This is a genomic window from Nonomuraea guangzhouensis (genome assembly GCF_019396345.1).
Lineage (GTDB): Bacteria > Actinomycetota > Actinomycetes > Streptosporangiales > Streptosporangiaceae > Nonomuraea > Nonomuraea guangzhouensis.
Window position 1 is genome coordinate 154129 of record NZ_JAHKRM010000017.1, and the last position, 26158, is coordinate 180286.

Below are 26158 nucleotides of genomic sequence, written 5' to 3' on the forward strand. Positions count from 1 at the left end.
CAGCCACGCTCGCTCTCCGGCCTCCAGTCGCCGCGAACGTCCTGCGGGGCGGCTGGAGCAGGCGTGGTCGCCAGCGCGGGCGGCTGGACGGTTCCCACCGCCAGGGTGAGCACGAGAAATACGGTCAGCGGTCGGGGTAATTTACCTGAGTTCCTCTTTCTGCGCACTGTCCGTCCTCCAAACAAGGCGGCACGAAAATGGCAGCGTTGAACCGCACCGGGGCGTGCCGAGACGCCCCGGCAGAAAACGCCGTGGTTCAGGTAGAGAGATGAATAGCCTGGTACGCGGGAAATCTGATGGCTTGCTGGACGCAGCCCCGTTGCCCCCGGATCGCGCCCCGTGAACGCTTTGCTGAAATTCCCGAGGGGAGCATCATCCCGAATCGACAGTGTTGTCAAGCGGGGAAATGATCTTAGTCAGAGCATTTTACTGGGCAATGATCGGCACATGGTGCACGTATAACATTTTTATCACGGCCTTATGGAACGCTCCACGACCCCGTGGTCTCAGCCGCCGGGGTCAGTGGGCTGGATCGGGGCGCCGTCGCCGTTCTCAGGAAGATCGCCGCGCCCGACCGGGCTCGGATCACGGGTGTACGGCTTGCGCCCCGCGCATTCCCCGGACGCAAGCCGTACGTCTCGAACCCCGATCAACGCCTCTAGGAGGCGTGAGCGATGGCGCCGGACCGTTCGACCAGCTTCTGAGCGGTGTCCGAGCCCTCGAAGCGGGTTCTGGTGGTCTGGTACGGCCCCACGGTGTCCTTGGTCACGAAGAGCAGACCGGTGTTGGTCTCCGACGGGAACAGCAGCCCGCCGGAGAGCTTGTACAGGTAGAGGTAGAGCACCGGCAGGAATCCCTGCAGGTACGGCTGCTGGTCGATGGTGTAGTCCAGATCGCCGTTCTTGATGGCCGTCAGCGTCTCGGGCACCAGGTCGAAGCCGCCGGCCACCTTGAGCTTCTTCGATCGCATGTCGTACTTCTTGACGACCTGCCCGATCGACTGCGTCGATCCGGCGTCGACAGCGAGCATCCCGGCCAGGTTCGGGTGCCCCTGGGCATACGCGTCGATGATCGACAGCCCCTTGGTGATGTCGGCGTTCGTCCCGACCGGCTCGAACGTGATCGCCTTGCCCGAGTCCTTGACCGCCTGCGCGGCGCCGTCGATCCTGGGCTGGATGTTCAGAGCGCCCGGGGTGGCGATGAACCCCACCACGTCGCCGGAGTCCACCTGCTGAAGGGCCCGCCGGCCCAGGGCGTACCCGGATTCGTAGAGCCCCTGCCCGATGTACGCCAGCCGGCTGGTCCCCTTGTCGTCACGGGCGCCGTCGGCGTTGTAGGACACCACCGGGATACCCGCGTCCAGGGCACGGTTCACGGGCTCCTTGAAGGCCGCCTTGTCCACGACGGCCACCCCCAGCCCATCGGCCTTGGCCGAGATGGCGGTGTTGGTCGCGTTGACCATCTCGGCCACGATCGAGTCCTTCGACCCGGCCCACTGGAACTCGGTGCCGAGCAGCGCGCACGCGTCCTGGGCGCCGTACTGGGTGGGGGTGAAGAACGGGTTGGTGGTGACGTGGCAGACGAAGACGAACTTCCACTTGGGCGTGGACGGGAAGTCCCCGGCGCCGGCCGCCGCCGCGGTGCCGCCTGCGGCGGCGGGCCTGTTCCCGCCCGAGTCACTGGTGCAGGCGCTGAGCAGCGCGGCCGCGGCGGCCGAGGCGCTGACCAGGCCCGCCCCGGACAGGAGGCGACGGCGCGCGACCCGGTTCAGGTTGAGTGTGTCGAGGGCCTCCTCGACCTTCGGATGGATGTCTTTCATGATCCTGCCTCATAAGATCACTGGCGGATTTCACGCGGTTGTCACACCGTGGAGAACGCGTAGATCGTCGTGGTCCGGTAGACCTCGCCCGGCCGCAGGACGGTCGAGGGGAAGTTCTCGTGGTTGGGCGAGTCCGGGAAGTGCTGCGACTCCAGAGCGAACCCGGACCGCTTCGGGTAGAGGCGGCCGCTGGTGCCACGCAGCGTGCCGTCCAGGAAGTTGCCCGAGTAGAACTGCAGGCCCGGCTGGTCGGTGATGACCTCGAGCACGCGCCCGCTGTCCGGCTCGACGACCCTGGCCGCCGGCTGAAGGCCCCGCCCGCGGCTCTGGAGGACGTAGTTGTGGTCGTACCCGCCGCCTCGTACGATCTGCTGGTTCTCGCTGTTGATGCGGTCACCGACAGCGGTGGGCCGGCGGAAGTCCAGCGGCGTCCCGCCCAGCCGGGCGATCTTTCCGGTGGGGATGAGCGTCTTGTCGACCGGCGTGTAGCGGGAGGCGTTGATCTGCAGCTCGTGGCCGAGGATCGTGCCGTTGCCCTCACCGCGCAGGTTGAAGTACGCGTGGTTGGTGAGGTTGACGATCGTGGGCCTGCTGGTGGTGGCTCGGTAGTCCATCCGGATCTGATTGTCGTCGGTCAACGTGTAGACGACCTTGGTACGCAGCGTCCCCGGGTAGCTCTCCTCACCGTTCGGGCTGGTATAGGTCAGCACGAGCCCCACGCTGTTGTGCCGCTTGAACGGGTGGGCCTTCCAGACCCGCTTGTCGAAGCCCTTGTTGCCGCCATGCAGGTGGTTGGGGCCGTCGTTGGTGGCCAGCTGGTACGTCTTGCCGTCCAGGGTGAACCGCCCCTTGGCGACGCGGTTGGCGTACCGGCCGGTGATGGACCCGAAGTACGGACTCTTCTTCACGTAATCGGAAAGGTTGTCGAATCCGAGCGCCACGTTAGCGAACGTGCCCCCGCTGTCGGGGACCTCGATCGACTGAAGGATGCCGCCGTAGGTGAGGATCTTCACCCGCATCCCGTTGGAGTTCCGCAGCGTGTAGCTGTCGACCTTCTCGCCGTTGGGCAGGATCCCGAACCGCTTCTTGGTGATGCTCGGCCCGCCGGCGGCCTGCGCCGGGGGCACGGCCGCCAGGTTCAGCGCCAGGGCGAGGACGGCCACGAGGACGGCCCTGACGGCGGTGGCGAGTCTGTTTCGGATGCGGGCGCTGCTGGGCATGGACGATCTCCCTTCAGATGCGCTGATCTTCGTCATCGTCGGTAAGTCGCGGACCCCAGGGTGCCTTGGGTCATATGTCACCTGACGATTGGCCGTGGTTGCGTTAACAGTTCGCCCGGCGAGCGGTTGAGCGCGGCAACCCTGCCGCGGCCGCGGAGATCACGTGAACGCGCGGGAATTGCGTGGTGCTCCAGCAATGCCGTCGCGACCTCGCAGAACCAAGAGGCCGCCAGAGGGGAGGCGCAATATGACCACACCTGGCTCCACCGGTGAGCCGGTGACTCCCGAATCACAAAATGAAAACGATTGAATGCAATCGTATTCATCATCGGTTACGTTCCCATCAGCAGGGGGTCGTGTCAACACCGGTCCACTCCGAAGAGAGGAGCCTGGCACATGAGGACCCATCCCAGGTGGCCTGTCCGAGCGGCCGCAGCCGTGCTGTTGCTCGCAGCCGCCGCCTGCGGCCAGGAGGCGGAGTCGCCCCCCTCGGCCGGCCAAGCGCAGACCGCGACGACGGCATGTGCCGGCAAGGGCGCCCTGACGATGTGGGAGCGCTCAGGCGGCAACAAGCAGATGGTGGACATGCTGGTCGAGGCATGGAACACCAAGAACCCCGACTGCAAGATCAATTTAACCTACATTCCCCACACCGAGATGGTGGGGAAGATCGCCCAGGGTGTCGCCTCGGGCGACGTGCCCGACCTGATGGGCATGGACCTGATCTACGCCCCGCAGTTCGAAAAGGAACAGCAGCTGGTCGACATCACCGACCGGGCCAAGAATTGGCCGGAACTGAAGACCGCCAGCAAAGGCCACATGACCGTGGCGACGTACCAGAATCGACTCTTCGGTGTGCCCCTTTATGCGGACGTGTCCGCCCTCTTCTACAACAAGGATCTTTTCACGCGGGCCGGGCTCGACCCGAACAAGCCGCCCACGAGCCTGGCCGAGCTGCGTAGCTACGCCGACAAGATCACCGCGCTGGGCGGTGGCGTCAAGGGCTACTACCTGCCCGGCAACTGCGCCGGCTGCAACATCTTCACCGTCGGTCCGCTGATGTGGGCCTCCGGGGCCACCATCGAGGCGAAAGGCCCGGGAGACGAGCCGCTGGTCGGCGATGGCGTCAAGCAGGTGCTGCAGTTCACCCGCGACATGGTCAAGGCCGGCAACGTCCCCGACGGAAGCCGCACGGAGAACGGCGAGACATTCCATCTCCAGTTCGGCTCCGGCAAAGTGGGCATGATGGGCACCGGCAATTTCAACATCACATTGGCGCGCCAGCAGAATCCGGGGATGAAGTTCGGCATCGCCCTGTTGCCCGGGGTGACGCCGAATTCCTCGGCCTCCTTCATCGGCGGCGACCTGGTCGTGGTGCCCAAAGGCAGCAAGCGGGTCGACGACGCGGTCAACGTGATGAAGTTCCTGCTCTCCGACGAGGTACAGGTCGAGGTCTATGCCAAGGCGCTCAACCTCACCACGCGAACCGACATGGTGGAGAACAAGTATTTCCAGGCCGAGCCGCTGGTTCGCGACGTGGCCAAAGCGCTCACGGTGGGCCGCACGCCGTACACGGTCACGTTCTTCGAGCAGATCAACTCGCCGCAGGGACCGTGGCTGAAGATGTTGCAGCGCGCCTATTACGGCAACGACGGCCTCGACACCGTCATCGCCGATGCCAAGAAGGAAATGAAGGCCATCGCCGGCCGGTCGTAGATGAGAGCCGTTTCCACCGGGCGGCCCGTCGCCCGGTGGACGCCTTACTCGCCAGGAGGAGCTGTCATGCGCCACGGCTCACGGCGCCGTCTGGTCGGATTCGCCTATCTGGCACCGGCCTTACTCTTCGTGCTCGCCTTCACCGCCTATCCCCTGGTGCAGATGGCGTGGATGTCGTTGCACAACTGGTCCCTGCTGTCCCCGCCGAGATTCGTCGGGACGGCGAACTACGAGCGGGCATTCAACGACACCCAGTTCTGGGTCTCCTTCCGCTTCACCCTGCTCTACACCGCGCTCATCACTCCGTTCCTCATCATCGGCGGCTATCTGCTGGCGCTGCTCACCGCCCGGAACACCGCCCTGCGCCGGGTCACCCGGACGGTGGTCTTCATCCCGGTGGTGATCGGTCTCGGGGTGTCGAGCCTGCTGTGGTACTGGCTTTTCAGCACCGATTTCGGCCTGGTGAACCGGGCGCTGCTCGATCTGGGGATCATCGACAAGCCCGTGCTGTGGCTGGGCGTGGACGCCGGCGTCTCCAACTTCGCGATCAGCGCCTCCGTGGTCTGGAAGGTGATCGGCTTCGGGATGATCCTTTTCGTCGCCGCGATCCAGGCCGTACCGGCGGACGTGGTCGAAGCCGCCCTCGTCGACGGGGCGAGCCACCGGCAGCGGGTCGCCCGGGTGATCCTGCCGCTGACCCTGCGCACCGTCCTGCTGGTGACCCTGGTGAGTGTGATCGGCTCACTGCTCGCCTTCGACCAGTTCTACATCATGACCGCCGGTCAGCCGGGCAATGAGACGGCGACCTCGGTCTTCTACATCTATCTGAATTCCTTCCCCTACCTGAAACTCGGGTACGGTGCCGCCCTGTCGATGATTCTGGCCTTCACGATCCTCGTCTTCACCGTGATCCAGCTGCTGCTGAGCCGCCGGAGCCATCAGTGAAGGGACGCGGAAGGCACCTGGTGGCGGCGTGTTGCATCGCCGTCTGCACCGTCATGCTGATGCCGCTGGCGATGTCGTTCCTCGCCTCGGTGAAGCCGACCGAAGAGGCGGCCGCCTCTCCCCCGACCTACTTCCCGCACGGGCTCAGCTTCGACAGCTATATGCGGCTGTGGAATTACCAGGAGGGCCTGCCGGTCTACCTCGCCAACAGTCTGGGCACGGCGTTGCTGACCATTGTGCTCACGCTGCTGCTGACCGTTCCCGCGGCTTACGCGCTGGCGCGTTTCCCCGTCCCGGGCAAAGAGGTGATCTTCGTGGTGTTGCTGCTCGCGCTGATCATTCCTTACCAGGCTCTGCTCACGCCGATGTTCCTCATGTTCGCGAAGATCGGCCTGACCAACTCGCTGCTCGGCCTCGCGATCCTGCACACCGCCATCCAATTGCCGTTCAGCCTGTACGTGCTGCGCAACAGCTTCAGCGCCGTACCGAGGGAACTGGAGGAAGCGGCCGTCATGGACGGTTCCTCGTCGTGGGCGGCGTTGCGCTGGGTCTTCATCCCCGCTGCCGTGCCCGCGATCGTCACCACCGCGCTCTTCGCCTTCATCACGTCGTGGAACGAATTCCTTGGCGCGCTGGTGATGATGAGCCGCAGCTCCACGTTCACCCTGCCGCTGATCCTCGCCACATCGAGGACGGAGACCAGCCTCGGCGGCACGGACTGGGGCATGCTGCAGGCCGGCGTCACCATCTCGATCGTCCCGTGTGTTCTCTTCTATTTCCTGCTTCAGCGGTATTACGTGTCGGGTCTGATGAGCGGAGCGATCAAATGAACGTAGGGAGCGTGTGGGTCTGGATCCGGGCATGATCGGTTTCACCTCGGCGCCGGAGGTGCGGTCGAATCCCGCACTATCAATGCCGGCTGGAAAATCTCCAGAGCCGGCAGGCGCTGGACGTCGGCCGGTTCGCGAGCCAGCCTGACCGCCTGCGTGACGGCGTAGCCGACGATCTCCGATATCGGCATCCGCACGGTGGTCAGGGCCGGCACGGTGTGCGCCGCGATGGCAATGTCGTCGAAGCCGACGACCGACAGGCGATCCGGCACTGTCACGCCCAAGCTGTGCGCGGCATGCAGCACGCCCACGGCCACCACATCGGTCGAGGCGGCGATCGCCGTGGGCGGGTCGGGCCGGTCCATCAGGCGCCGCAGCGCGGCATCGCCGCCGGCCAGCGTGCTCAGGCTGCGCTCGGCATAGCCCGGCGGCACGGCGCCGAACCGCTCACGCATGAAGTCGAGGAAGGCATCCTCCCGCGCCCGATATTCATTGGGAAGCTCAGCGTTGATGTAGGCGATCCTCTTGTGCCCCAGGGACACCAGATGGCTCAGGCCGGCCCGGATGCCGGCCCGGTCGTCGGCGTCGACGGTCGGGAACTCGCGCGGGCTCGTACCCGGCCAGAGCGCGACCACCGGCACGATCGAGTTGCGCAGGTCGGCCAGGAACTGCGGATGCTGCTGCATGTCACCGAGCAGCACCACCGCATCGGTGTGCCGGGTCTCCAGCACGGTGGTCAGCGAGAGCGCCTCATCGCCCGCCCGGCCCGGCACGTGGCCCAGAACGACGTTGTAGCCGTGCGCCATCGACTCGACCACGAGCGCCTCGATCGCCCCGGCGAAGAAGAGATCGCTGAAGTCGCGCACCACCGCACCGATGAGGTTCGTCGACGCGCCGCGCAGCCCGCGAGCCAGCGGGTTGGGCCGATAGCCCAGCTCCCGGGCGGTCCGCAGCACCCGCTGGCGAGTCTCCGCCGCGATGGGCACGGTGGTGGGCGCGCCGCTGAGGACACGGGACACGGTGCTCTGCGAGACGGCAGCCGCAGCGGCGATGTCCCGCATGGTAGGCACTGACCGCCTGGCCGACCGGTCTTTAGACATCCAGACGAGATTACCGCATCACAATGCAGGCATACGATTTCGCCCACCCAGGAGGCGGTCGTGGCCATGAGCGACAAGGTTCGTCGGGGCGGGCGTCCGAGGCCAATCCCGGCTCTCGACTCAGCACCTGCCGAAACTCCCTCCATTGCGCATGCCGAGGTCGTCGAGTACAGCCGCGACCAGTCGCGGATGCCGTGTCACCATTTGCAGGGTTACATCCGGGAGACCTCACGCGACACCGGATGTCGTCGGATTTCTGACCCACCGTCAAATTCACATCAACAGCGAAATGGATTTTATTTTTAATTTATGCTCGCCGTTCATTCAACCGCCAAAGCGAGCCCGTCGTCATACGCCAGGCGCACCTGCCCGTTCACGCCGAAGGCTGCCGGAACGGTCGAGCTACGACCTCAGCCAGCACATATTCCCAGCTCAAAGCCGTCAAGCCAGCGAAATGATCTTCCTTTTCGAAGTGTGTTACGCAGTTGTTATCAGGCTTCCCCTTGCCCCCGGGTTGCAGACTATTCACTATTCGACTTTGGGCCAGGAAATCTTTTGTTCGGTACGGCCTGCGTGGGGGGAAGCACATGCGCGGAGGCAGGGCCACGTCGTTATGGGTGCGGCTGTTAGCCGCGCTCGCAGCGCTTGTCGTGTTGGTGCCGATGGGTGGAGTGGCCGGCGCCACGCCCACCATCGCACCCGGCTCGTTCATGCAGATCGTCGCGCATGAGGACGACGACATCTTGTTCATGAACCCCGATATCGACGACTCGATCCAGTCGGGGGCGGCGAACGTCACGGTCTTCCTGACCGCGGGGCAGGTCACCGGAGACGGTGATACCGACGAGCAGCGGGCCCGTAATCGGCAGCGCGGCATGCTGGACGCCTACGCCCGGATGACAGGGGTGCCGGATGTGAATCCGGCCGCCCAGGAGGAGTGGACCGGGGTGGCCTGGACGATCGCGGATCGGCAGGTCGAACGGTACACGCTCACGGACCATCCGCAGATCCAGCTGGTGTTCATGAACATGCGGGACAACGAGATCGGCTGGTTCAACTGGGTGGACGACTTCGTCGATCACACGATCATCCCCGAGGACGGCCTGGTGAGCGAGTCGTACACGTACGAGCGCGCTGACGTGATCGCCGTCCTGGCGGGGTTGATGAACCACTACCAGCCCAACGTGCTGCGCGCCCAAGACCCCATCGTCGACAACCGCTACGACCCGGGCCACGGCGACCATGTGGCCGCGGGACGGTTGGCCGGGGACGCGGCCCAGGCGTCAGGCCTGCCGATCCTGCTGGTGAACTACCGCGACTACAACATCGCCGACGCGCCGATGAACCTGACGACCGCGATCAGCGCCCGCAAGAGCGCGATCATCGATCACTACATCCAGTACGACCACGCGTTCGACCCGAACGTGTGGCCTACCCGGATGTACTACCGCTGGGCCAGGGGAACCCATTGGGCAGGCCGGAACGCTGATGGCCGACCCCAGATCTTCGTGGTGCGCAACGGTGTGGTGAACACCTACGGGCAGACCCCGCTGGGAGCGTGGGACGGCCCGCACGCGCTGGCCGGCGCGGGCGGCGCCTTGGCGCCCGCGATCAGCGTGGGCAAGCAGGCCGACGGCCGGTTGGCGATCTTCGCCAGGCGAATGACCGACCACCACATCGTCACCATGTCCCAGACCGCGGCCAATGGCGCCTGGACAGGCAGCTGGACCGACCTCGGCAATCCCCACACGGACTGGGAAATCCAAGAACAGATCGGCCTGCCCGTGGTCGCCTCCAACGCCAACGGCCGGATGCAGATGTTCGTCAAGAACGGCAACGGCGGGGTCAGCAGCCGTGTCCAGACCGCGGCCAACGGCGGCTGGGGCGCGTGGCAGAACCGGGGCGGCACCGACGTGCAGGACGGCCTCACCGCCGTTACCACGCCACTGGGTCTCATCGAGGTGTTCGCCAGTTCCAGGACTCGACTGCTGCGCTGGTATCAGTCCACACCCAATGGCAGTTTCACTTACTCCACCGCCGTCCCGTCGATGACCCCGGCCAGCCCGCCCTCGATCGCTCTGTCCCAGGACGGGCGTCTGCACGTGGCCTACCGCCGCGCCGGCACCGCCGAGATGGTCGTCAGCTACCAGCTCGTCGCCGGTGCTGCCTGGAGCACTACGCCCGCCGTGATCGGGGGACACGCGGGGGTCGGTGAGCCCGCTCTCGTCACCACACCGGCTGGTCCGGCCGCGCGGATCCTGATGTTCGAGCGCAACGCCGGGACCGGGGTCAGCATGACCAAGCAGTTGATCGCGAACGGCAGCGGTTATGGCGCGTGGACCGACCTCAGTGGAACCATTGTCGATTATCCGGCGGCCACTCTTGATGCGAGTGGGGCTGCCGTGATGTTCGCCATCGGGACCGATGGCGTGGTTCATGCCCGCAAGCAATCGGCGCCGGGAGCCGACAGTCCGTTCGGGGACTGGGAGGCTCTGCCCTGATTCACCGGAGGTTGCCGGACCTCTGCAGACCTGGTCGAAACCGCGGAATTGACGGCGGCGCTGCATCGGCTGGCGGGCGGCGCCCCGGTGGGCCCGATGAACCCGCGGAGCCGGCACGCATGGCGATCTTGGCCCAGCGGCCGGCCGGCTGAAAGCCAGGGCGTCCGCCCGCTGGGCTGAGGCGCACGGGACCTAGCGGCAGACGCGGGCCCGCTCGATGTTCGCCGGCAGCACCGGCTTGCCGTCCACCGGCGGCGCCGGATCCCCGGGCGTCGGCTGGATGCCACCCGCGGCGATCCGGTCCAGCACGGCCAGCCCGGCGGCGTCCACGGTGCCGAAGATGGTGTAGTTCGGCCGCAGCCCCGAATCCCCGTACACCAGGAAGAACTGGCTGCCGTTCGTGTCCGGCCCCGCGTTCGCCATGGCCAGCACAGCGCGCGCGTACGTCTTCCGCTCCCCGGTCGGATCCCCCGGCCACGACGGCAGGTCGGTGGGCAGCTCGTCCTTGTAGCGATAGCCCGGCCCACCCTCGCCGGTGAAGCTGGGGTCACCGCACTGCAGCACCTTCAACCGGTCGTAGGCGGTCAGCCGGTGGCATGAGGTCACGTCGTAGAACCGGTGCCGGATCAGGTGGACGAAGCTCTGCACGGTGCACGGCGCCTTGGCCGGGTCGAGGGTGAGCCCGATGTCTCCGTGGTTCGTCTTCAGCACGGCGGAGACCGGCCGGGTGGGGGTGCGGCGCGGGTCGGGCGGCAGCGGCACGTCGCGTACGGCGGGGTCGTCGGGCGTCTCGGTGTACTGGCACGGGCCCTTGGTCACCTTCGGCGGCCGGGCCCCGTTCGTGGTGGGGGCCGCGGCCGTCGTGGGCTCGTCCGGCTCCGCGGACGCGGGCGGCGCGAACGCCACCAGACAGCTCGCCGCCACCGCCAGTGGTAACCATGCTCTACGGATCATGACACCCGTTTAGTCGATCTCGACCGTCTCGTCAACCATCAGTGAGCGCGGGGTGTCCGAGGTTACTTGCCGCGCATCACCGCCGGCTCATGGCGGCGCAGCCCGCGGGCCACCAGGAAAGCGAAGCCGGCCGCGAGAACGGCCAGGACGCTCATGTCCAGGATCCAGGTGCCGAAGTCCTGGCTCCACAAGGGGTCCGGCGGATCCTGGACATGCGGGATGAGCTGGCCCACGTCGAGCGTACCCGCCAACGCGGCCAGCGCCCAGCGAGCCGGTACGAGCCAGGAGATCTGCTCCATCACCGGCTTGCCGTCCAGGTGTACCAACGCCCCGCAGAAGACGAGCTGGATCAGGGTGACGAGCACGAGCAGCGGCATGGTCATCTCGCTGGTCTTGGCCAGCGCCGAGATGAGCAGGCCCACGGTCATCGCGGTGAACGACAGCAGCGCGACGGCGATCGACAGCTCGGTCAGCGGCGCGGTGAACACCCCCTTGTCGTACGTCTCGACGTTCAGCATCGCCACATAGGTCAGCACGACGCCCTGTGCCACGGTGATCAGGCCGAGGACGAGCAGCTTGGAGCAGAGATAGGCCGATCTGGACAGCCCGACCGCCCGTTCTCGCTGATAGATGGCGCGTTCCTTGACCAGTTCGCGCACCGCGTTCGCGGCGCCGGTCAGGCAGCCGCCGATGCACAGGATCAGCAGCAGGTTCGCCGCGTTGCCGTTGCTGTTCGGGGGGCCCTTCAGGTCGCCGGTCGGGACGACGCGGGCCAGCAGGCCCATCACGATGGGCAGGGCGATGGTGATGCCGAGGAACAACCGGTCGGCCACGATGCCCCGGCAGTAGCGGCGCACCAGCGTACTGAGCTGCTCCGGCCAGCTCTGCGGTTTCGGCGGTATCTCGCGCTGTGCGGCGGGTCGCGGCGAGACGGGCGCGATCAGGTCGGCCGCGATGTACTTGCGGTGCAGCGGAGATCGCGCGTACTCGCCGGCCCAGTCCCTGCTCTGGTCGTCGAACGCCAGGAACACATCCGCCCAGTCGGTGAAGCCGAGGAACGGCAGCGCCTCGTCAGGCGGCCCGAAGTAGGCGATCTTCCCGCCCGGCGCCATCACCAGGAGCCGGTCGCAGATGTCCAGGTTGGCGACGCTGTGCGTGACGACGGCGACGGTACGGCCGTCGTCGGCCAGGCCCCGCAGCATCTGCATCACCGACTTGTCCAGCCCCGGGTCCAGTCCGGAGGTCGGCTCGTCGAGGAACAGCAGAGACGGCTTGGTCAGCAGCTCCAGTGCGACGCTGACGCGCTTGCGCTGACCGCCGGACAGCGAGGAGATGCGGTTGTCCTTGCGGTTGTCCAGCCCGAGCTGCTGGAGCACCTCGTCGACCCGCGCCTTCCGCTCATGCTGCCGGGTGTCGTCGGGGAAGCGCAGCTCCGCGGCGTAGATGAGGGCGCGGCGTACGGTGAGCTGGCTGTGCAGGATGTCGTCCTGCGGCACCAGGCCGACCCGCGAGCGCAGTTCGGCGTAGTCGCGGTAGAGATCGCGTCCGTCGTACGTGACGACGCCCTGGTCGGCGGGGCGCAACCCGGTGAGTGCGCGCAGCAGGGTGGACTTGCCCGAGCCGCTGGGGCCGACGATCGCCAGCAGGCACTTCTCACCGACCGGGAACGACACATGGTCCAGGAGCACCTTGCCGCCTCCCACCGTGACGGTGAGGTCGTGCGCCTGCAGGCAGACCTCGCCCGTGTCGGCGTACTCCATGAGCGTGCCGCCCACGAGCTGGAACGTCGACGGCCCGATGCCGATGAGATCGTCCGGGGAGATCTGGGCGCGCCGCACGCGCCGGCCGTTGACATAGGTGCCCATGCTGCTGCCCACGTCGACGATCTCGTGGACGCCGCCGGTGATCCGGAGCTCGGCATGTCGCCGGGACACCCGCAGATCGGTGACGACCATGTCGTTGTCCGGCGCCCGGCCGATGCGTACGACCTGCGCGTCGCCGAGGCTCCTGACGGCGGCCGGCTCACGCCACTGCCCGGTGCGCGGGAAGCGGACCGTGGGCGTCGCCGCCGGCATCTCCGGAGCCTGGGGCGCCTGGGCCGCGGCCGCCCGGAAGCCGATGAGCGCGCCCTCCGCCGGGTCGCCGAGGTGGATCCTGGTGCCCGGTCCGACGACGACCCGCTGGACGCGGCGGCCGTTCTCGTACGTGCCGTTGCTGCTGCCCGCGTCCTCCAGGATCCACTGTCCGCCCTCGAACCGCAGCACGGCGTGCGTACGCGAGACGCGGTCGGCGCCGACGACGATGTCCGCGCCCGGGTCACGGCCTAACCGGTACGAACGGCCTGGATCGAGGGTCACCGATACGCCAGGGCCTTCGACGACGAGCTGCGTCACGAGACCGCCTTTCTCAACAGAGGGTCCTACGCCGGCGTGACCGTCCCAAAGCCGGTGCCGGCTTGCCGCAGCAAGTCCGCCAGCTCGGTTCGGGAGGTGATGCCCAGCTTGGGGAAGGCACGGTAGAGGTGGTAGCCGACGGTCCGCGGGCTGAGGAAGAGTTTGGCGGCGATGTCCCGGTTGGACGATCCCTGCGCGGCGAGGGACACCACGTGCCGCTCCTGCGGCGTCAGCCCGCGCAGTGCCTCCGGCAGCGGCTCCGCCGGGCTCGCCTCCCCCGTCGCGCTCAGCTCGGCCGCGGCGCGCTCCGCCCAGGGGGTGCTGCCGAGCTGCTCGAACGCGGCCCGCGCGGCCCGCAGATGAGCGCGGGCTTCGGACCTGCGCCTGGTCCGGCGGAGCCACTGCCCGTAGGCGAGCTCGGTCCTGGCCCGCTGGAAGGAGGCCGGAGACTGGCCGTGCAGGTCGAGCGCGCCGGTGAAGAGCGGCTCGGCCTCGCCGTCCGGCGCGACCAGCGCCCGGCACCGCAGCGCCACCGCGCCCACCCAGCGCTGGCGCGTGTCGCCCGCCCACCGCTCCAGCAGGGCGAGCGGCTCGACGGCGGCGCCGGGCAGGTCGGCCTGGACGGCCGCGTCGACCAGGTCGGCCGCGCAGTGGACCGCGATCACCGGGTGGTGCGCGGGGCCGGCGACCACGCGCGCGAGGTGGTCGGCCGCGGCACCCGCCCGGCCCCGTCCCAGCTCCAGCAGGCCGAGCGCCCAGGTGGCCAGTGCCGCGCTGGCCGGCGCGTCGTGGTCGGCGCAGTAGGCCAGGCTCGATTCGGCGTAGGCCCGGCAGCGCTTCTCGTCGCCGCTCAGCGCGGCGATCAGCGCGAGCAGGCCGCTCAGGTGCCCGACTCGGTGGGTCTGGCCGAGGTCACCGGCGAGCTTCAGCCCTTCGGTGGCCTGTGTGAGCGCTTCGGCCGTGCGGCCGCTCAGCAGGAGGGCCTGGGCCTGGAGTTGCAGGGCGTACGGCAGGAGGCCCATCAGGTCCTGGTGACGGCAGTCGGTCACCAGTGTGGAGGTCAGCCGCAGCGCCGAGCCGGCGTCGGCGGCCATCAGGCCCAGCGAGGTGGCGGTGATGGCTTGCTGGGTGGCCAGGGCGGGCGTGTGCTCGACCAGCTCACCGATGGCGGCGAAGCCGCTGAACGGGTCACCGGCCATGATCTTCGCCAACGTGGGCAGCGACCGGGCCAGCGGGGCGGACCATGAGGGCTGGGCTCGCGACCGCCCGACCTGCGAAGAGGCTCGTGATCGCTCGACCTGCGAAGAGGCTTGCGAAGCCGCCGGCGCCGGAGTCGCCCGGCCCTCGATCGCGCTGCTGGACGCCCAGACGGCGGCGGCGATCTGGGCGGCGAGGCCCTCGTCGCCGCTGTAGCCGAACAGCCGGATCGCGTCGGCGATCATCACGATGGCCATGGCATGGTCGTCGTCGCCGATCCTGGCCGCCGCGTCGAGCAGCATCCGCGCGGCCTTGGTCGGCGAGCCGATCTCGGACTCCACGGTGGCCAGCACGCGGGCGGCCGAGGCCAGCGTCGAGGGTTCGGCTGTCAGCTCGGTCGCGCGGGTCGCCAGGTCCGCCGCGCGGCGCAGCTGGCCGGCGTCGCATGCGGCGACCGCGGCGGCGGCATAGCGCCGGGCGCGTGACTGGGGGTCTGAGGTCAGCTCGGCCGCGCGTTCCAACGCCGACGACGTCCCGATGGCTGCCAGGTCGCGCGCGATCTCCTCGTCCGGCCCCAGTACGGCGGCGGCGGCGAGATGCCAGACCCGCCGCTCGGGCGACACCTCGGCCAGGGCTCGGTGCGCGGCGATGCGGGCCGAGACCGGCGCGGACTGGTAGGCGGCGACCAGGATCAGCAGGTGGCGAGGGACGAGCCCGGCCTGCCGCACCTCGACCAGCCGGGCGGTCTCGGCGGGCTCCAGATCAGCCGGGGTCGCCGAGGCGGCGGCGAAAAGGTCGGAGTGCGAGGCCGGAATCGCCTCGGCGGAAGGCTCAGAGTGCGCGGCCGGGATCGTCTTGGTGGCGGCGAGTAGCTCGGGCAGGGAGGCCGTGGGGTCGGTGGCGGCCAGCAGGAGGAGGAAGCGGGTCCGCTCGGGCAGGGCGCGTAAGCGCTCGCCGTACAGCTGATCGGCCCGCCGCGAACGCCCGGGCCAGCCGGTATAGAGGCCCAGCGGCGACAGCCCGCCCTCGACCTGCGCGGGGCTGATCCCCGCGGCCAGCTCGCACAGGGCCAGCGGGTTGCCACCGGCGTCAGCGACGATCCGCTCACGCACCTGCGGGACGATGCCCGGCCTGCGCTCGGCGACGATGTCCAGCGCCGCCTGCCTGTCGACACCGGGCAGGTCCAGCTCGTCGATGCCGCGCAGCGCGGGCAGGTCGCCCTCGCCGGCCACCAGGATCACCACGCGCGCGGCGGCGAGGCGGCGGACGCAGAAGGCCAGGACCGCCAGGCTCTCCCGGTCCAGCCAGTGCGCGTCGTCGATCAGGCAGAGCACAGGCCCTCGCCCCGCCAGGTGACGCAGGAGGTTCCAGACAGGCAGATACGGTTCGCCATCGGGCCCCTGCGGCTCGCCCAGGCGATCCAGGACGTCGCGCTGCTGGGCGGGCAGGTGTTTCCAGCGCGGGCGGGTGGTCGCCAGCAGCATGTGCAGGCCGCCGTACGGCAGGTGCGACTCCTCGGGGGTGCCGGAGGCGCGGAGTACGATTTGATCACTCGCGAGCTCGGCCGCGAAGGCGAGCAACGCGCTCTTGCCCGCCCCGGCTTCCCCGCGCACCATCAGGGCGCCGCTCTCACCAGCGAGAAGTCGCATGATCCTGGCCTGCTCCGCGATGCGCCCGTGCAGCACGAGGCGAGAGTACCGGACTTGTAGTGGATCTCATACCTAACCGGGAAGGTTCGGACGACCTAGATCCACGTCTCCCGTACAGATGTGGGCCGCGAAAGTGGCGATTACGGTCGTCCGCCGGAGGTCTGCATGAGGAACCGTTGGGCTACCCGTCTTTGCGCCGCACTGACAGTGAGCACCCTTGTCATCAGCGTCGCAGCTCAGGGAGCCTCGGCGACTCCCAAGGAGCCCACGCTTCCCGAGCAGCGGCTCGGCTCGGCGGCGAACCGTGCCCATCAGGTGGCGGCGGACGCGACCCAGGCGCGGACCGAGCCGGCGAAGCGGGCCGCCGCCAAGCCGCCCAAGGGGACCGTGCCCCAGGAGGCCCCGAAGACGCCCAAGCCTGTCTCCCGGCTGTCGAACAAGCCGCAGCGGGTGGGCACGGCGACCGGCAAGCCGGGCAACGGGGAGGTCCACGGGTTCGACGCCAAGCAGAGCCGGGTGGTGCCCAGGCTGGGCGACGCGACGTCGAAGGTCTTCCAGAACCCTGATCAGACCTACACCGTGCGCACGTACTCCAGGCCGGTGCGGTACCAGACGGCCACCGGCGAGTGGGTGGACATCGACCTCAACCTGACCGGCGCGGCCGGGCGCTGGCGGCAGGCGGCCAACAACCTCGGAGTCGAGGTGGCCGACGACGCCGCCGACGCCCGGCTCCAGTCGATCACCTTGGACGAGGGGCACAGCCTGTCCTTCGCCCTCCAAGGAGCAAAAAGCACCAAAGCCAGTATTTCGGGAAATATCGCGAAATACAGGGAGGTACTGCCTGAGACCGACATCGAGGTCGAGACCACTTGGAACGGGATCAAGGAGTCGCTCGTCCTGACCTCGCGCCAGGCCGCGACAGGCCCCTGGGACTTCCCCTTCCAGGCCAAGGGTCTGACGCCGCGTAGCTCCCCGCAGGGCGTGGAGTTCGTCGACGAGCACGGCGCCGTTCGCATCACCGTCCCCGCCGGATTCATGCGCGACGCCGCGGGCGCCCGCTCCGACGCGGTCCACTACACCCTCGTCGGCAACGTCCTGCGGGTCAGCGCCGACGAGAAGTGGCTGCGTGCCGAGAAGCGCGCGTACCCAGTGGTCATCGACCCGTCCTCCTACGTACGCACCACCAGCGGCGCCGCCTCCGACACCTACGTCGACAACCACTCCGGCGCCAACCACTCCGGCAGCGCCCAGCTCCTGGTCGGCTCCCAGGACGGCACCAAGCGCAACAACTCCTACATCAACTTCAACCTCGCCTCCCAGATCCCCCACGCCTACGTGACCGGCGCCGCGCTGTTCCTCTACAACACGCTGTCGGACTCCTGCTCGGCCAACCCGGTCACGGTGAAGGAGATCACCAGCAGCTGGAACGTCGGCACGATCTCCTCCTATCCCGGCGTGAGCCTCGGCGGCACCTGGGGCTCGGCCAGCTTCAGCGGCGGTGTCACCTGCGGCGGCGCCGGCTGGGCGTGGATCGGGATCAACAGCGCGGGCCTGTCCGCCCTGTCGGACTGGGCCAACGGCGCGGGCAACAACGGCCTGGCGCTGACCGCCGACAGCTTCAAGGAGTTCGCCAGCGCCAACTCGGCCAACCCGCCGTACCTGCAGGTGGACTACAGCCCCTGGCGGGCGCTCTACGCGATCGGCTCCGACGCCACGATCGACCCGCCGGTGACGGCCAACACCGCCGGCAAGCTCCCCGTCACGGTGATCAACAATGGGATGAACTCCTGGTCCCCGGGCTCGGTCAAGCTGGGCTACAAGGTGTACACCACCAGCGGCAGCTTAGTGGCCAGCTCCACCGCGGCCGCGAGCCTGCCCGCCACGATCGGCAACAACGGCTCGGCGAAGGTGAGCGCCACGATCGACCCGCTCAACCCGGGCTCGTACCAGATCTGCTGGGACATGGTGGCGAACGGGCAGTTCTTCTCCGACTGGGGCGTACCCGTCTGGTGCGTGAGCCTGACCGTGGTCGACCTGCCGCCCCAGATCGACTCGATGTGGCCGGGCAGCGGGTACGTGGAGTCCACACTGACGCCGGAGTTCACGGTCACCGGCCATGACGAGGACGAGTGGCCCGGCGGGTCGCTGAACTTCATCTTCAACGTCTGCCTGCTCTCCGACACCAACACGTGCCCCGCGACCGGCCTGGTCAAGGGCAACTCCAACACCGGCGAGCAGAGCGCGAGCTGGACGGTGCCGCAGGGCAAGCTCAAGTGGGGCGAGCAGTACGTCTGGCAGGCCCTGGTCACCGACGGCAAGACCTCCAGCCCGGCGACGGGGTGGAGCACGTTCAGCACGGTCGTGCCGCAGCCCCTGGTCTCCTCCCACGTCTCCGACAGCGCGGGCACGGCCGCCGTCAAGGGCGTCGACCCGCTGACCGGCCAGTACGCCGCCACCACCACGGACGCCAGCCTCACCACCGCCGGTCCCGCGCTGGCGGTCACCCGCTCGTACAGCAGCCTGAACTCCCGCAAGGGGATGTTCGGCGTGGGCTGGACCACCGCGTACGACATGAAGATCGTCACCGACGCGGACTGGACGGGCAACGTCGTCGTCACCTACCCCGACGGGCGGCAGGCGCGCTTCGGCCGCAACCCCGACGGCACGTACGCGCCGCCCCAGGGCCGGTCGGTGAGCTTGGTGAAGACCGACGCGGCCTGGTTCCTGCGCGACAAGTCCGGCGGCGCGTACGTGTTCGACCCGAGCGGCCGGTTGACCGCGATCTACGACGACGACCTGCACGGCGAGTTCCTCACCTACAACGGCGACGGCACCCTCGCCAAGGTCGTGAGCAAGCTCAGCGGCCGCGGCCTCTACTTCACCTGGAACAGCGGGCTGGTGACCTCGGTCGCCACCGACGCCGCCCAGGGAGCGCCCGCGTGGACCTATGGCTACGGTTACGGTCTGCTCGCCCAGGTCTGCCCGCCGGGCACGACGACGGCCTGCACGAAGTACACCTACAAAATGGTGTCGCACTACCGGACGGCCGTCGTGGACGCCGCCCCGGCGATGTACTACCGGCTCCACCAGGGCGCGACCAACGAGGCGCACGAGTTCATCGGCCAGGACGACGCGGAGGCGGTCAACCTGGCCTACGGCGCGGCGGGCGCCCCGGCCGGGGGCACGGACGGCTCGGCGACGTTCAACGGCACAAGCTCGTACCTGCGCATGCCGTACAACATCACCGACGACACCACCTACTCGGCGGTCGGGATGTGGTTCAAGACCACCAAGGCCGGCGTGCTGTACGGCGCGCAGATGAACACGCTGGAGGACTCCCGGGGCCCGCTCCCCTGGGGCTTCCTGCCGATGCTCTACGTCGGGACCGACGGGAAGCTGCACGGCCAGCTCCCCGACGACGGCAGCTGCGGCTCGATGAGCTCGACCACGGCGGTGAACGACGGGGCCTGGCACCACGTGGTGCTGACCTCGAGCGGCACCTGGCAGGGCCTGTACGTGGACGGGGCGATCGTCGACGACCGGTCCAAGCAGATCATGCCGACCCGCCTGCCGAACGCCAGCGTCGGGGCGGGCTACATCAACACCTCGGGCTGGTGCCCCGCCGCGCCCGCCGACACGCGCGGACACTTCACCGGCCAGATCGACGACCCCGCCTTCTACACCCACCCGCTCGGCCCCACGGCCGTCACCGCCCAGTACACGGCCGGGCAGTACACGGGCGTGCTGGAGACGGTCAAGCTGCCCTCGGGCAAGCTGCAGGCCACCCTCGCCTACGACGCCCAGAGCGACCGCGTCGCCTCGGTGACCGACGCCAACGGCGGGCAGTGGCGGGTCTATCCCGCCCAGACGCAGGGCAACACCGAGTACTACCCCAACGCGGTCCTGAGCGCCCGGCCGCGCGAGTACTACCGCCTCGCCGAGTACTCCGGCACGCGGGCGGCCAGCGCGGCGTACGGCGACGGGCGCGACACCGACGCGACCTACCACAACGTCACCCTGAACCAGACCGCGCCCATCGTCCTGGCCACCGGCGGTGACACGGCCGCCGGGTTCAACGGCACCAGCTCCTACCTGGAGCTCCCCGACGGCGAGATCAAGGGCGGCGGCGACCTGTCGGCCGAGCTGTGGTTCAAGACCGCCAAGCCCGGCGTCCTGCTCGCCTACCAGGCCCGGGCCCTCACCGACCCGGCCGGGCCGGACGGAGGGAACTACACGCCCGCGCTGTACGTCGGTACGGACGGCAAGCTGCGCGGCCAGTTCTGGGACGGCGCCGCGATCGCGCCGATCACCACGAGCAGGACCGTGACCGACGCGAGCTGGCACCACGTCGCCCTGACGGCCTCCGGCGGCACCCAGTGGCTCTGGCTGGACGGTGCCGTGGTCGGGACCAGGTCCAAGGGGCCGGTGTCCACGATCGCGCAGAACCATGTCTACGTCGGCGCCGGCTTCATCGCGGGCAACTGGCCCGCCAAGCCCTCGGACACTCTGGGCCACTTCACCGGCACCATCGACGAGGTGGCGCTCTACTGGAACAGCCTGCACACGGACGCGATCCAGGCGCACTACAACAACGTCGCGACGTTCGGCACCCCCGCCACCACCGTGCTCGCCGCCGACCCGGGCAACAAGGCCATGGTCTACACCTTCGACCCCCGGCACGGCGGCCGCCCGACCTCGCTGTACGACGCGACGGGCGGCACCACCCGCTACGGCTACGACCTCAACGGCAACCTGGCCTCGGTGACCGACCCGGACGGGCACACCACCCAGCTCTTCAACGACGACCGGGGCAACCCGGTCATGAAGGTGACCTGCCGGGGACCGCGCTCCTGCCAGACCTCCTACTTCACCTACTACCTGGACGCCGGCAACCCGCTGAACCCGCGCAACGACAAGCTCACCGGCACGTTCGACGCCCGGGCCACCTCCACGAGCGACACGGACCACCGCACCAGCTACACCTACGACATCTCCGGCGACCTGCTCAGCGTCACCACGCCTCCCGTGGGCGGATCCGCTACCGGCCGCACCACCAAGTACGCCTACACCGACGGCACCGAGGCCGCCGTGGACGGCGGCACCGTCCCGGACGCGCTGCTCGCCTCCGTGACCACCGCCGGCGGCAAGACCACCCGGTACCGCTACCGCCAGAACGGCGACCTCGCCCAGGTGGTGGACCCGGCCGGGCTCACCACGAAGTACGACTACGACAGCGCCGGCCGGCCCACGGCCGTGTCCCAGGTCTCCGACACGTTCCCGAACGGCGTCACCACCTCGATGGGCTACGACGCCCTCAACCACCTCACCGCCACCGTCGGCCCCCAGACCACGGACGTGATCAGCGGCGTCAAGCACCTCCCGTGGGTCATCTACACCTACGACGTCGACGGCAACGTCACCCAGGTCGACCGGATGGACCCCACCGGCAAGGACCCCACCCGCACCACGACCTACACCTACGACTCCGGCGCCCGCGTCTCGTCCGTCAAGGACGCCGCCGGTAACACCACCACCTACGGGTACGACGCCTACGGCAACCTCAACCGCACCGTGGACGCCACCGGCGCCGACTATCGGAGCGTCTACGGACCGACCGGGCTGCTGCTGACCACCAGCCTGGCCAACTGGGTGGGCGACCCGCTGGACAACAGCTCCCCCAAGGAGCTGGTCCTCGAATCCCGCGCCTACGACCCGGCCGGACGCCTGGCCACGGTCACCGACGCCATGGGCCGTACCACCCGCAACCACTACTACGACGACAACCTCCTCGAATCGGTCTGGGCCGAGGGCTTCCACAACGCCGACGGATCCACCCGGGACATCCCGCTCCAGCAGAACACCTACGACAGCGCGGGCAACCTCGTCCAGCGCGTCACCGGCAACGGCAAGAGCACGACCACCTACACCGTGGACGCCGCCAACCGGACCACCGCGGAGCTGCTGGACCCCGCCGGCCTCAAGCGGAAGACCACGTACGGCTACGACGATGACGACCACGTGGTCTCCCTGGTCCAGGCGCAGGACAGCGGCTACACGTGGACCGCGTTCGACCTCGACGCGCTGGGCCGGCCCCTGACCCAGAAGGTCTGGGACGGCGACGAATGGCTCACCACGTCCTGGACCAGGGACCAGCGGGGCCTCCCCCGGACGATGACCGACCCCCGTGGCGCGGTGACCGACTACACCTACGACGAGGCGAGCCGGCTCACCACGACCAAGGCGCCGACGGTGGCCATCGAGCACCTGGGCAGCACGCCGTTCAACGTCAGACCGTCGACGCGGACCGGCTACAACAGCTTCGGCGACGTCGTGACCAGCGAGGACGCCGAGGGCTACCGGACCACGACCACCTACGACGCCATGAGCCGGCCGGTCGGCATCACCCTGCCCTCCTACACGCAGGCCGGCACCGGCGCGACCGTGATCGCGGGCTCCACCGCGACGTACGACGCGCTGGGCCGCGTGAAGAGCTCGGTGGACGCGCTCGGCCACGGCGACACCTACACCTACGACCAGCTGAGCAACCTGGTCGCTACGACCGACGCGGCGGGCAAGCAGTCGCGCTCGGGCTTCGACGCGGCGGGGGAATGGCTCTGGACCCGGGACCAGGCGGGACGGGTGACCGGGGCGACCTACGACGATCTGGGCCGCCGGATCTCCGACACCATCGTCGACCGCACGCCCACCCCGGCCGGGTTCACCACCGCCTACGAGTACGACGACGCGAGCAACCTGACCTACGTCACCACGCCGTCGGGCGCGCGCAGCCAGTTCGGCTACAACGCGGCGGGCGAGGTCGTGGTCGACGTCGACCCGCTGAACCAGGGCCACTGGTACACCCGTGACCACGCCGGCCGGGTCACCAAGGTCTCCAACCCGGACGGCACCAGCAGCACGGTCACGTTCGACGGTGCGGGCCGGACGACCGCGGTGGCCGATCTCGACGCCTCGGGCAAGGAGTTGCGGCCGACGACGATCGGCTACGACGACGGGAGCAACCCGGTCACCGTCAACAGGGCCGGCGGCGGGGTCACCACGTACGACTACGACGCGCTGAACCGGCTGACCGGCCAGCACGAGAAGACCACGTCGACGCATACCGTCACCACGACCTTCGGCTACGACGCGGTCGGCAACCGCACCCGCTTCACCGACGGCAACGGCAACGCGACCACGTACGGCTACAACCCGTGGAACCTCCAGGTGGCGATGCTCGTCCCCACGACCACGGCCTACCCCAACCTCGCCGACCGCCAGACGATCACCGACTACGACGCGGCCGGTCGCCCCGTCCAGGTCAAGAAGCCGGGCGGGGTCACCGTCGCCCGTACCTTCGACGAGCTGAACCAGCTCACCGCGGAGACCGGCGCGGGCGCCGAGACCGCGACGACCGCCCACAGCTTCGGCTACGACGCCGTGGGCCGGCAGACCTCGGCCGGCGGCGACACCTTCGGCTACGACGATCGCGATCATCTCGTCAGCACGGCGGGGCCGTCCGGCACGGCGTCCTTCACCTACGACGCCGACGGCCGCATGAAGACCCGCACCGACAAGGCGGGCACGGCCGCCTACGACTACGACGCGGGAAGCCGCCTCACCACGGTCCGGGACCCGCTCACCGGCGGGACCTCGACCTACACCTACGACTCGATGGACCAGCTCAAAACCGTCGACTACGGCGGTGCCAAGCGCTCCTTCGACTACGACCCGCTGCACCGGCCCATCTCCGACACGCTCAAGACCAACGCGGGCGCGGTGCTGGCCGCCATCGCCTACGGCTACGACGACGCCGACCGGCTCACCAGCAAGACCACGACCGGAACGGCGGGCGCCGCGGCCAACACCTACGGCTACGACCTGGCGGGCCGGCTGACGTCGTGGAACTCGCTCGCCTACGAGTACGACGACGCGGGCAACCGGACCAAGGCCGGAACGGCCGCCGCCGTCTACGACGCGCGCAACCAGCTCGTCTCCGACGGATCGGCCGGCTACGCCTACTCGGCGCGCGGCACCCTGAAATCGAGGACGCCGACCGGCGGGAGCGCGAGCGCGACCAGCTACGACGCGTTCGACCGGATGATCAGCGACGGTGCCACGACCTACGCCTACGACGGGCTGGACCGGCTCGCCTCCACCGCGGGCCGCACGTTCAGCTACTCCGGCCTGGGCAACACCCCGGCCGCGGCGGGCACCGAGCTCTACGGCAGGGACCCGGCGGGCAACGTCGTCTCCGTCGCGGGCCTGTACGCCTACACCGACCGGCACGGCGACCTCACCGCCACCTTCACCGGCGCGGGCGTGCTGACCGACTCGGTGGCCTACGACCCGTACGGGCAGGTCGTCGCCAGCTCGGGAACCAAGCGGGGCGTCGGCTACCAGGGCGCCTGGACGGACCCGTCCAGCGGCAAGGTCAACATGGCCGCCCGCTGGTACGACCCGGCAACCGGCGCGTTCCCCAGCAGGGACTCGCTCGACGTGAACCCGATGCCGTCGGCGAAGGGCAACCGCTTCGCCTACGCGGACGGCGACCCGCTCAACCAGGTCGACCCGACCGGCCACTTCGGCTGCCCCGCCTTCGTCTGCGGCACCGCCAAGAAGGCGATCAAGGTCGTCTATCGGGAGATCGCCAGGCCGGCCTGGAGCGCGGCCGACTACGTCCTCACCGGTGGCGGGGAGTTCGGCGCGGCCGCGCGCAGCTCACGGTTCTGCGGACCGGCCTGGCTCTACTGCCTCGCGGCGGTCGGCGTCACCGCCGGGGCGGCCTACTACGGGGCGAAGTGGTGGCGAGACCACTGGTGGAAGGGCTGGCCGGACGGCAGCGGGCCGTACCTCGACTACCCGGACAGCCCCTCGCCCGGCAAGGGCAAGTCCGGCAAAACGCCCGGCGATGACGGCGAGCCCGGCACCTCTCCCCATAAGGGCACGAAGACCCCGCCCAAGGCGGATCCGCCGCCGCCTCCGCCGCCCACGCCCCAGGAGCTCGCCGACATCGCCGCGAAGACGCGCGCGACCAAGCCGGGCCCCATCGACCATGACCAGCTGCCCGGCCCTGCGGGCATCTCCCTGGCCGACGCGCTCGACAAGGGGCTCAATCACCGAGTCGACAACGCCATCGACAAGATCCTGGACAAGGTCGGCGCGGCCTTCACGCCGATCGAGGCCGGCGCGGGCGACGGGCAGCCCAACGGCGGCCTCGACCCGGCTCCGCACGTCGTCGGCCAGTGCTCAGGGGTGTTCGGCGCGGACGCGATGCAGGACTGCCGCGTCGATCCGGGCCCGGGCGTCCCGCCGGATCCGTCGGTGCAGCTTGACCCCTGCCGTGGCGTGACGGGTGCCGGCGTCGCCTGCTCTTCCGAGGCAGGGCTGCCCCTGGAGAACGCGAGGTACGGCGGCGACGGCGCGGGGGCGCGCGGGCTGTTCGTCGGCGGTGACTCCGTCAACCTGGCCCGCGCCAGGGACGCCAGAAGGCCGCACTGGAGCGAGAAGCTCCCGATGAACATGGACACGGTCCGGCGGGTGGCCCAGACCTGGGACATCCGGATCGACGACCTGCGCATCAGGATCGACAAGAGCGTCGACGGGCTGGCCGGGATAACCTATCCCGATCAGACGGTCAAGCTGCGGCGAGCGGCCTTCCGCAGCGAGGAACTGCTGGCCCGCACCCTCGCCCACGAGCGCTTCCACGTGGAGGAGCTGCGCGGGGGCTTCAGCTACCCGACGAACAACGAGGAGGCGGAGCCGTACGAAGACCGGGCCTATGCCTTCGAGGACGATTGGTGGGACAACCATCCACGTAACCGGTGACGCTTGGGG

The 26158-nt window shown here is 68.9% G+C and carries 11 protein-coding genes; 5 read left to right on the forward strand and 6 right to left on the reverse strand.

Annotated elements, in window-relative coordinates; genetic code table 11:
• Positions 1-658: 658 nt before the first annotated feature.
• Complete coding sequence (locus KME78_RS33000; RefSeq protein ID WP_219533314.1) at positions 659-1819, reverse strand: sugar ABC transporter substrate-binding protein; 1161 nt, start codon at positions 1817-1819, stop codon at positions 659-661.
• Between the two features lie 41 nt (positions 1820-1860).
• Complete coding sequence (locus tag KME78_RS33005) at positions 1861-3039, reverse strand: aldose epimerase family protein (protein ID WP_219533315.1); 1179 nt, start codon at positions 3037-3039, stop codon at positions 1861-1863.
• A gap of 438 nt (positions 3040-3477) precedes the next feature.
• On the opposite strand from KME78_RS33005, the gene KME78_RS33010 reads away from it, so the two are divergent.
• The 3 genes from KME78_RS33010 (at position 3478) to KME78_RS33020 (ending at position 6530) form a co-directional block, all read left to right on the forward strand.
• A complete protein-coding gene (locus KME78_RS33010; RefSeq protein ID WP_219533316.1) occupies positions 3478-4755 on the forward strand; it encodes an ABC transporter substrate-binding protein in 1278 nt (425 codons plus the stop codon).
• Between the two features lie 66 nt (positions 4756-4821).
• On the forward strand, positions 4822-5700 hold the full coding sequence (locus KME78_RS33015; RefSeq protein WP_219533317.1) for a carbohydrate ABC transporter permease: 879 nt from the start codon (positions 4822-4824) through the stop codon (positions 5698-5700).
• The gene (locus KME78_RS33020) at positions 5697-6530 is read left to right on the forward strand and encodes a carbohydrate ABC transporter permease (protein WP_219533318.1); all 834 of its coding nucleotides are present in this window, start codon (positions 5697-5699) and stop codon (positions 6528-6530) included. The genes KME78_RS33015 and KME78_RS33020 overlap by 4 nt, the downstream gene beginning before the upstream one ends.
• A 41-nt stretch (positions 6531-6571) precedes the next feature.
• Here KME78_RS33020 and KME78_RS33025 read toward each other — a convergent pair whose 3' ends face one another.
• A complete protein-coding gene (locus tag KME78_RS33025; RefSeq protein WP_219533319.1) occupies positions 6572-7591 on the reverse strand; it encodes a LacI family DNA-binding transcriptional regulator in 1020 nt (339 codons plus the stop codon).
• Positions 7592-8217: 626 nt separating this feature from the next.
• Between KME78_RS33025 and KME78_RS33030 the strand changes: the two genes are divergently transcribed.
• The gene (locus KME78_RS33030; protein WP_219533320.1) at positions 8218-10131 is read left to right on the forward strand and encodes a DUF8189 domain-containing protein; all 1914 of its coding nucleotides are present in this window, start codon (positions 8218-8220) and stop codon (positions 10129-10131) included.
• Positions 10132-10323: 192 nt separating this feature from the next.
• Here the strand turns inward: KME78_RS33030 and KME78_RS33035 are convergent, their stop codons facing one another.
• The 3 genes from KME78_RS33035 to KME78_RS33045 form a co-directional block, all read right to left on the reverse strand.
• Positions 10324-11085 (reverse strand): peptidylprolyl isomerase, encoded by a 762-nt coding sequence (locus KME78_RS33035; protein ID WP_219533321.1) that lies wholly within the window; start codon positions 11083-11085, stop codon positions 10324-10326.
• Positions 11086-11147: 62 nt separating this feature from the next.
• Positions 11148-13478, reverse strand: a complete 2331-nt coding sequence (locus KME78_RS33040) for an FHA domain-containing protein (RefSeq protein ID WP_219533322.1) — start codon at positions 13476-13478, stop codon at positions 11148-11150.
• A gap of 26 nt (positions 13479-13504) precedes the next feature.
• Entirely contained in the window at positions 13505-16360 is a 2856-nt protein-coding gene (locus KME78_RS33045) for a helix-turn-helix transcriptional regulator (protein WP_219533323.1), read from the reverse strand.
• 171 nt (positions 16361-16531) lie between these two features.
• Between KME78_RS33045 and KME78_RS33050 the strand changes: the two genes are divergently transcribed.
• Complete coding sequence (locus KME78_RS33050) at positions 16532-26149, forward strand: LamG-like jellyroll fold domain-containing protein (protein ID WP_219533324.1); 9618 nt, start codon at positions 16532-16534, stop codon at positions 26147-26149.
• The last annotated feature ends 9 nt before the right edge of the window (positions 26150-26158 follow it).

Coding starts and splice junctions, on each gene's coding strand:
- KME78_RS33000 (WP_219533314.1), bottom strand. CDS start 1,819: ATGAAAGACATCCATCCGAAGGTCGAGGAGGCCCTCGACACACTCAAC.
- KME78_RS33005 (WP_219533315.1), bottom strand. CDS start 3,039: ATGCCCAGCAGCGCCCGCATCCGAAACAGACTCGCCACCGCCGTCAGG.
- KME78_RS33015 (WP_219533317.1), top strand. CDS start 4,822: ATGCGCCACGGCTCACGGCGCCGTCTGGTCGGATTCGCCTATCTGGCA.
- KME78_RS33025 (WP_219533319.1), bottom strand. CDS start 7,591: ATGCGGGACATCGCCGCTGCGGCTGCCGTCTCGCAGAGCACCGTGTCC.
- KME78_RS33030 (WP_219533320.1), top strand. CDS start 8,218: ATGCGCGGAGGCAGGGCCACGTCGTTATGGGTGCGGCTGTTAGCCGCG.
- KME78_RS33035 (WP_219533321.1), bottom strand. CDS start 11,085: ATGATCCGTAGAGCATGGTTACCACTGGCGGTGGCGGCGAGCTGTCTG.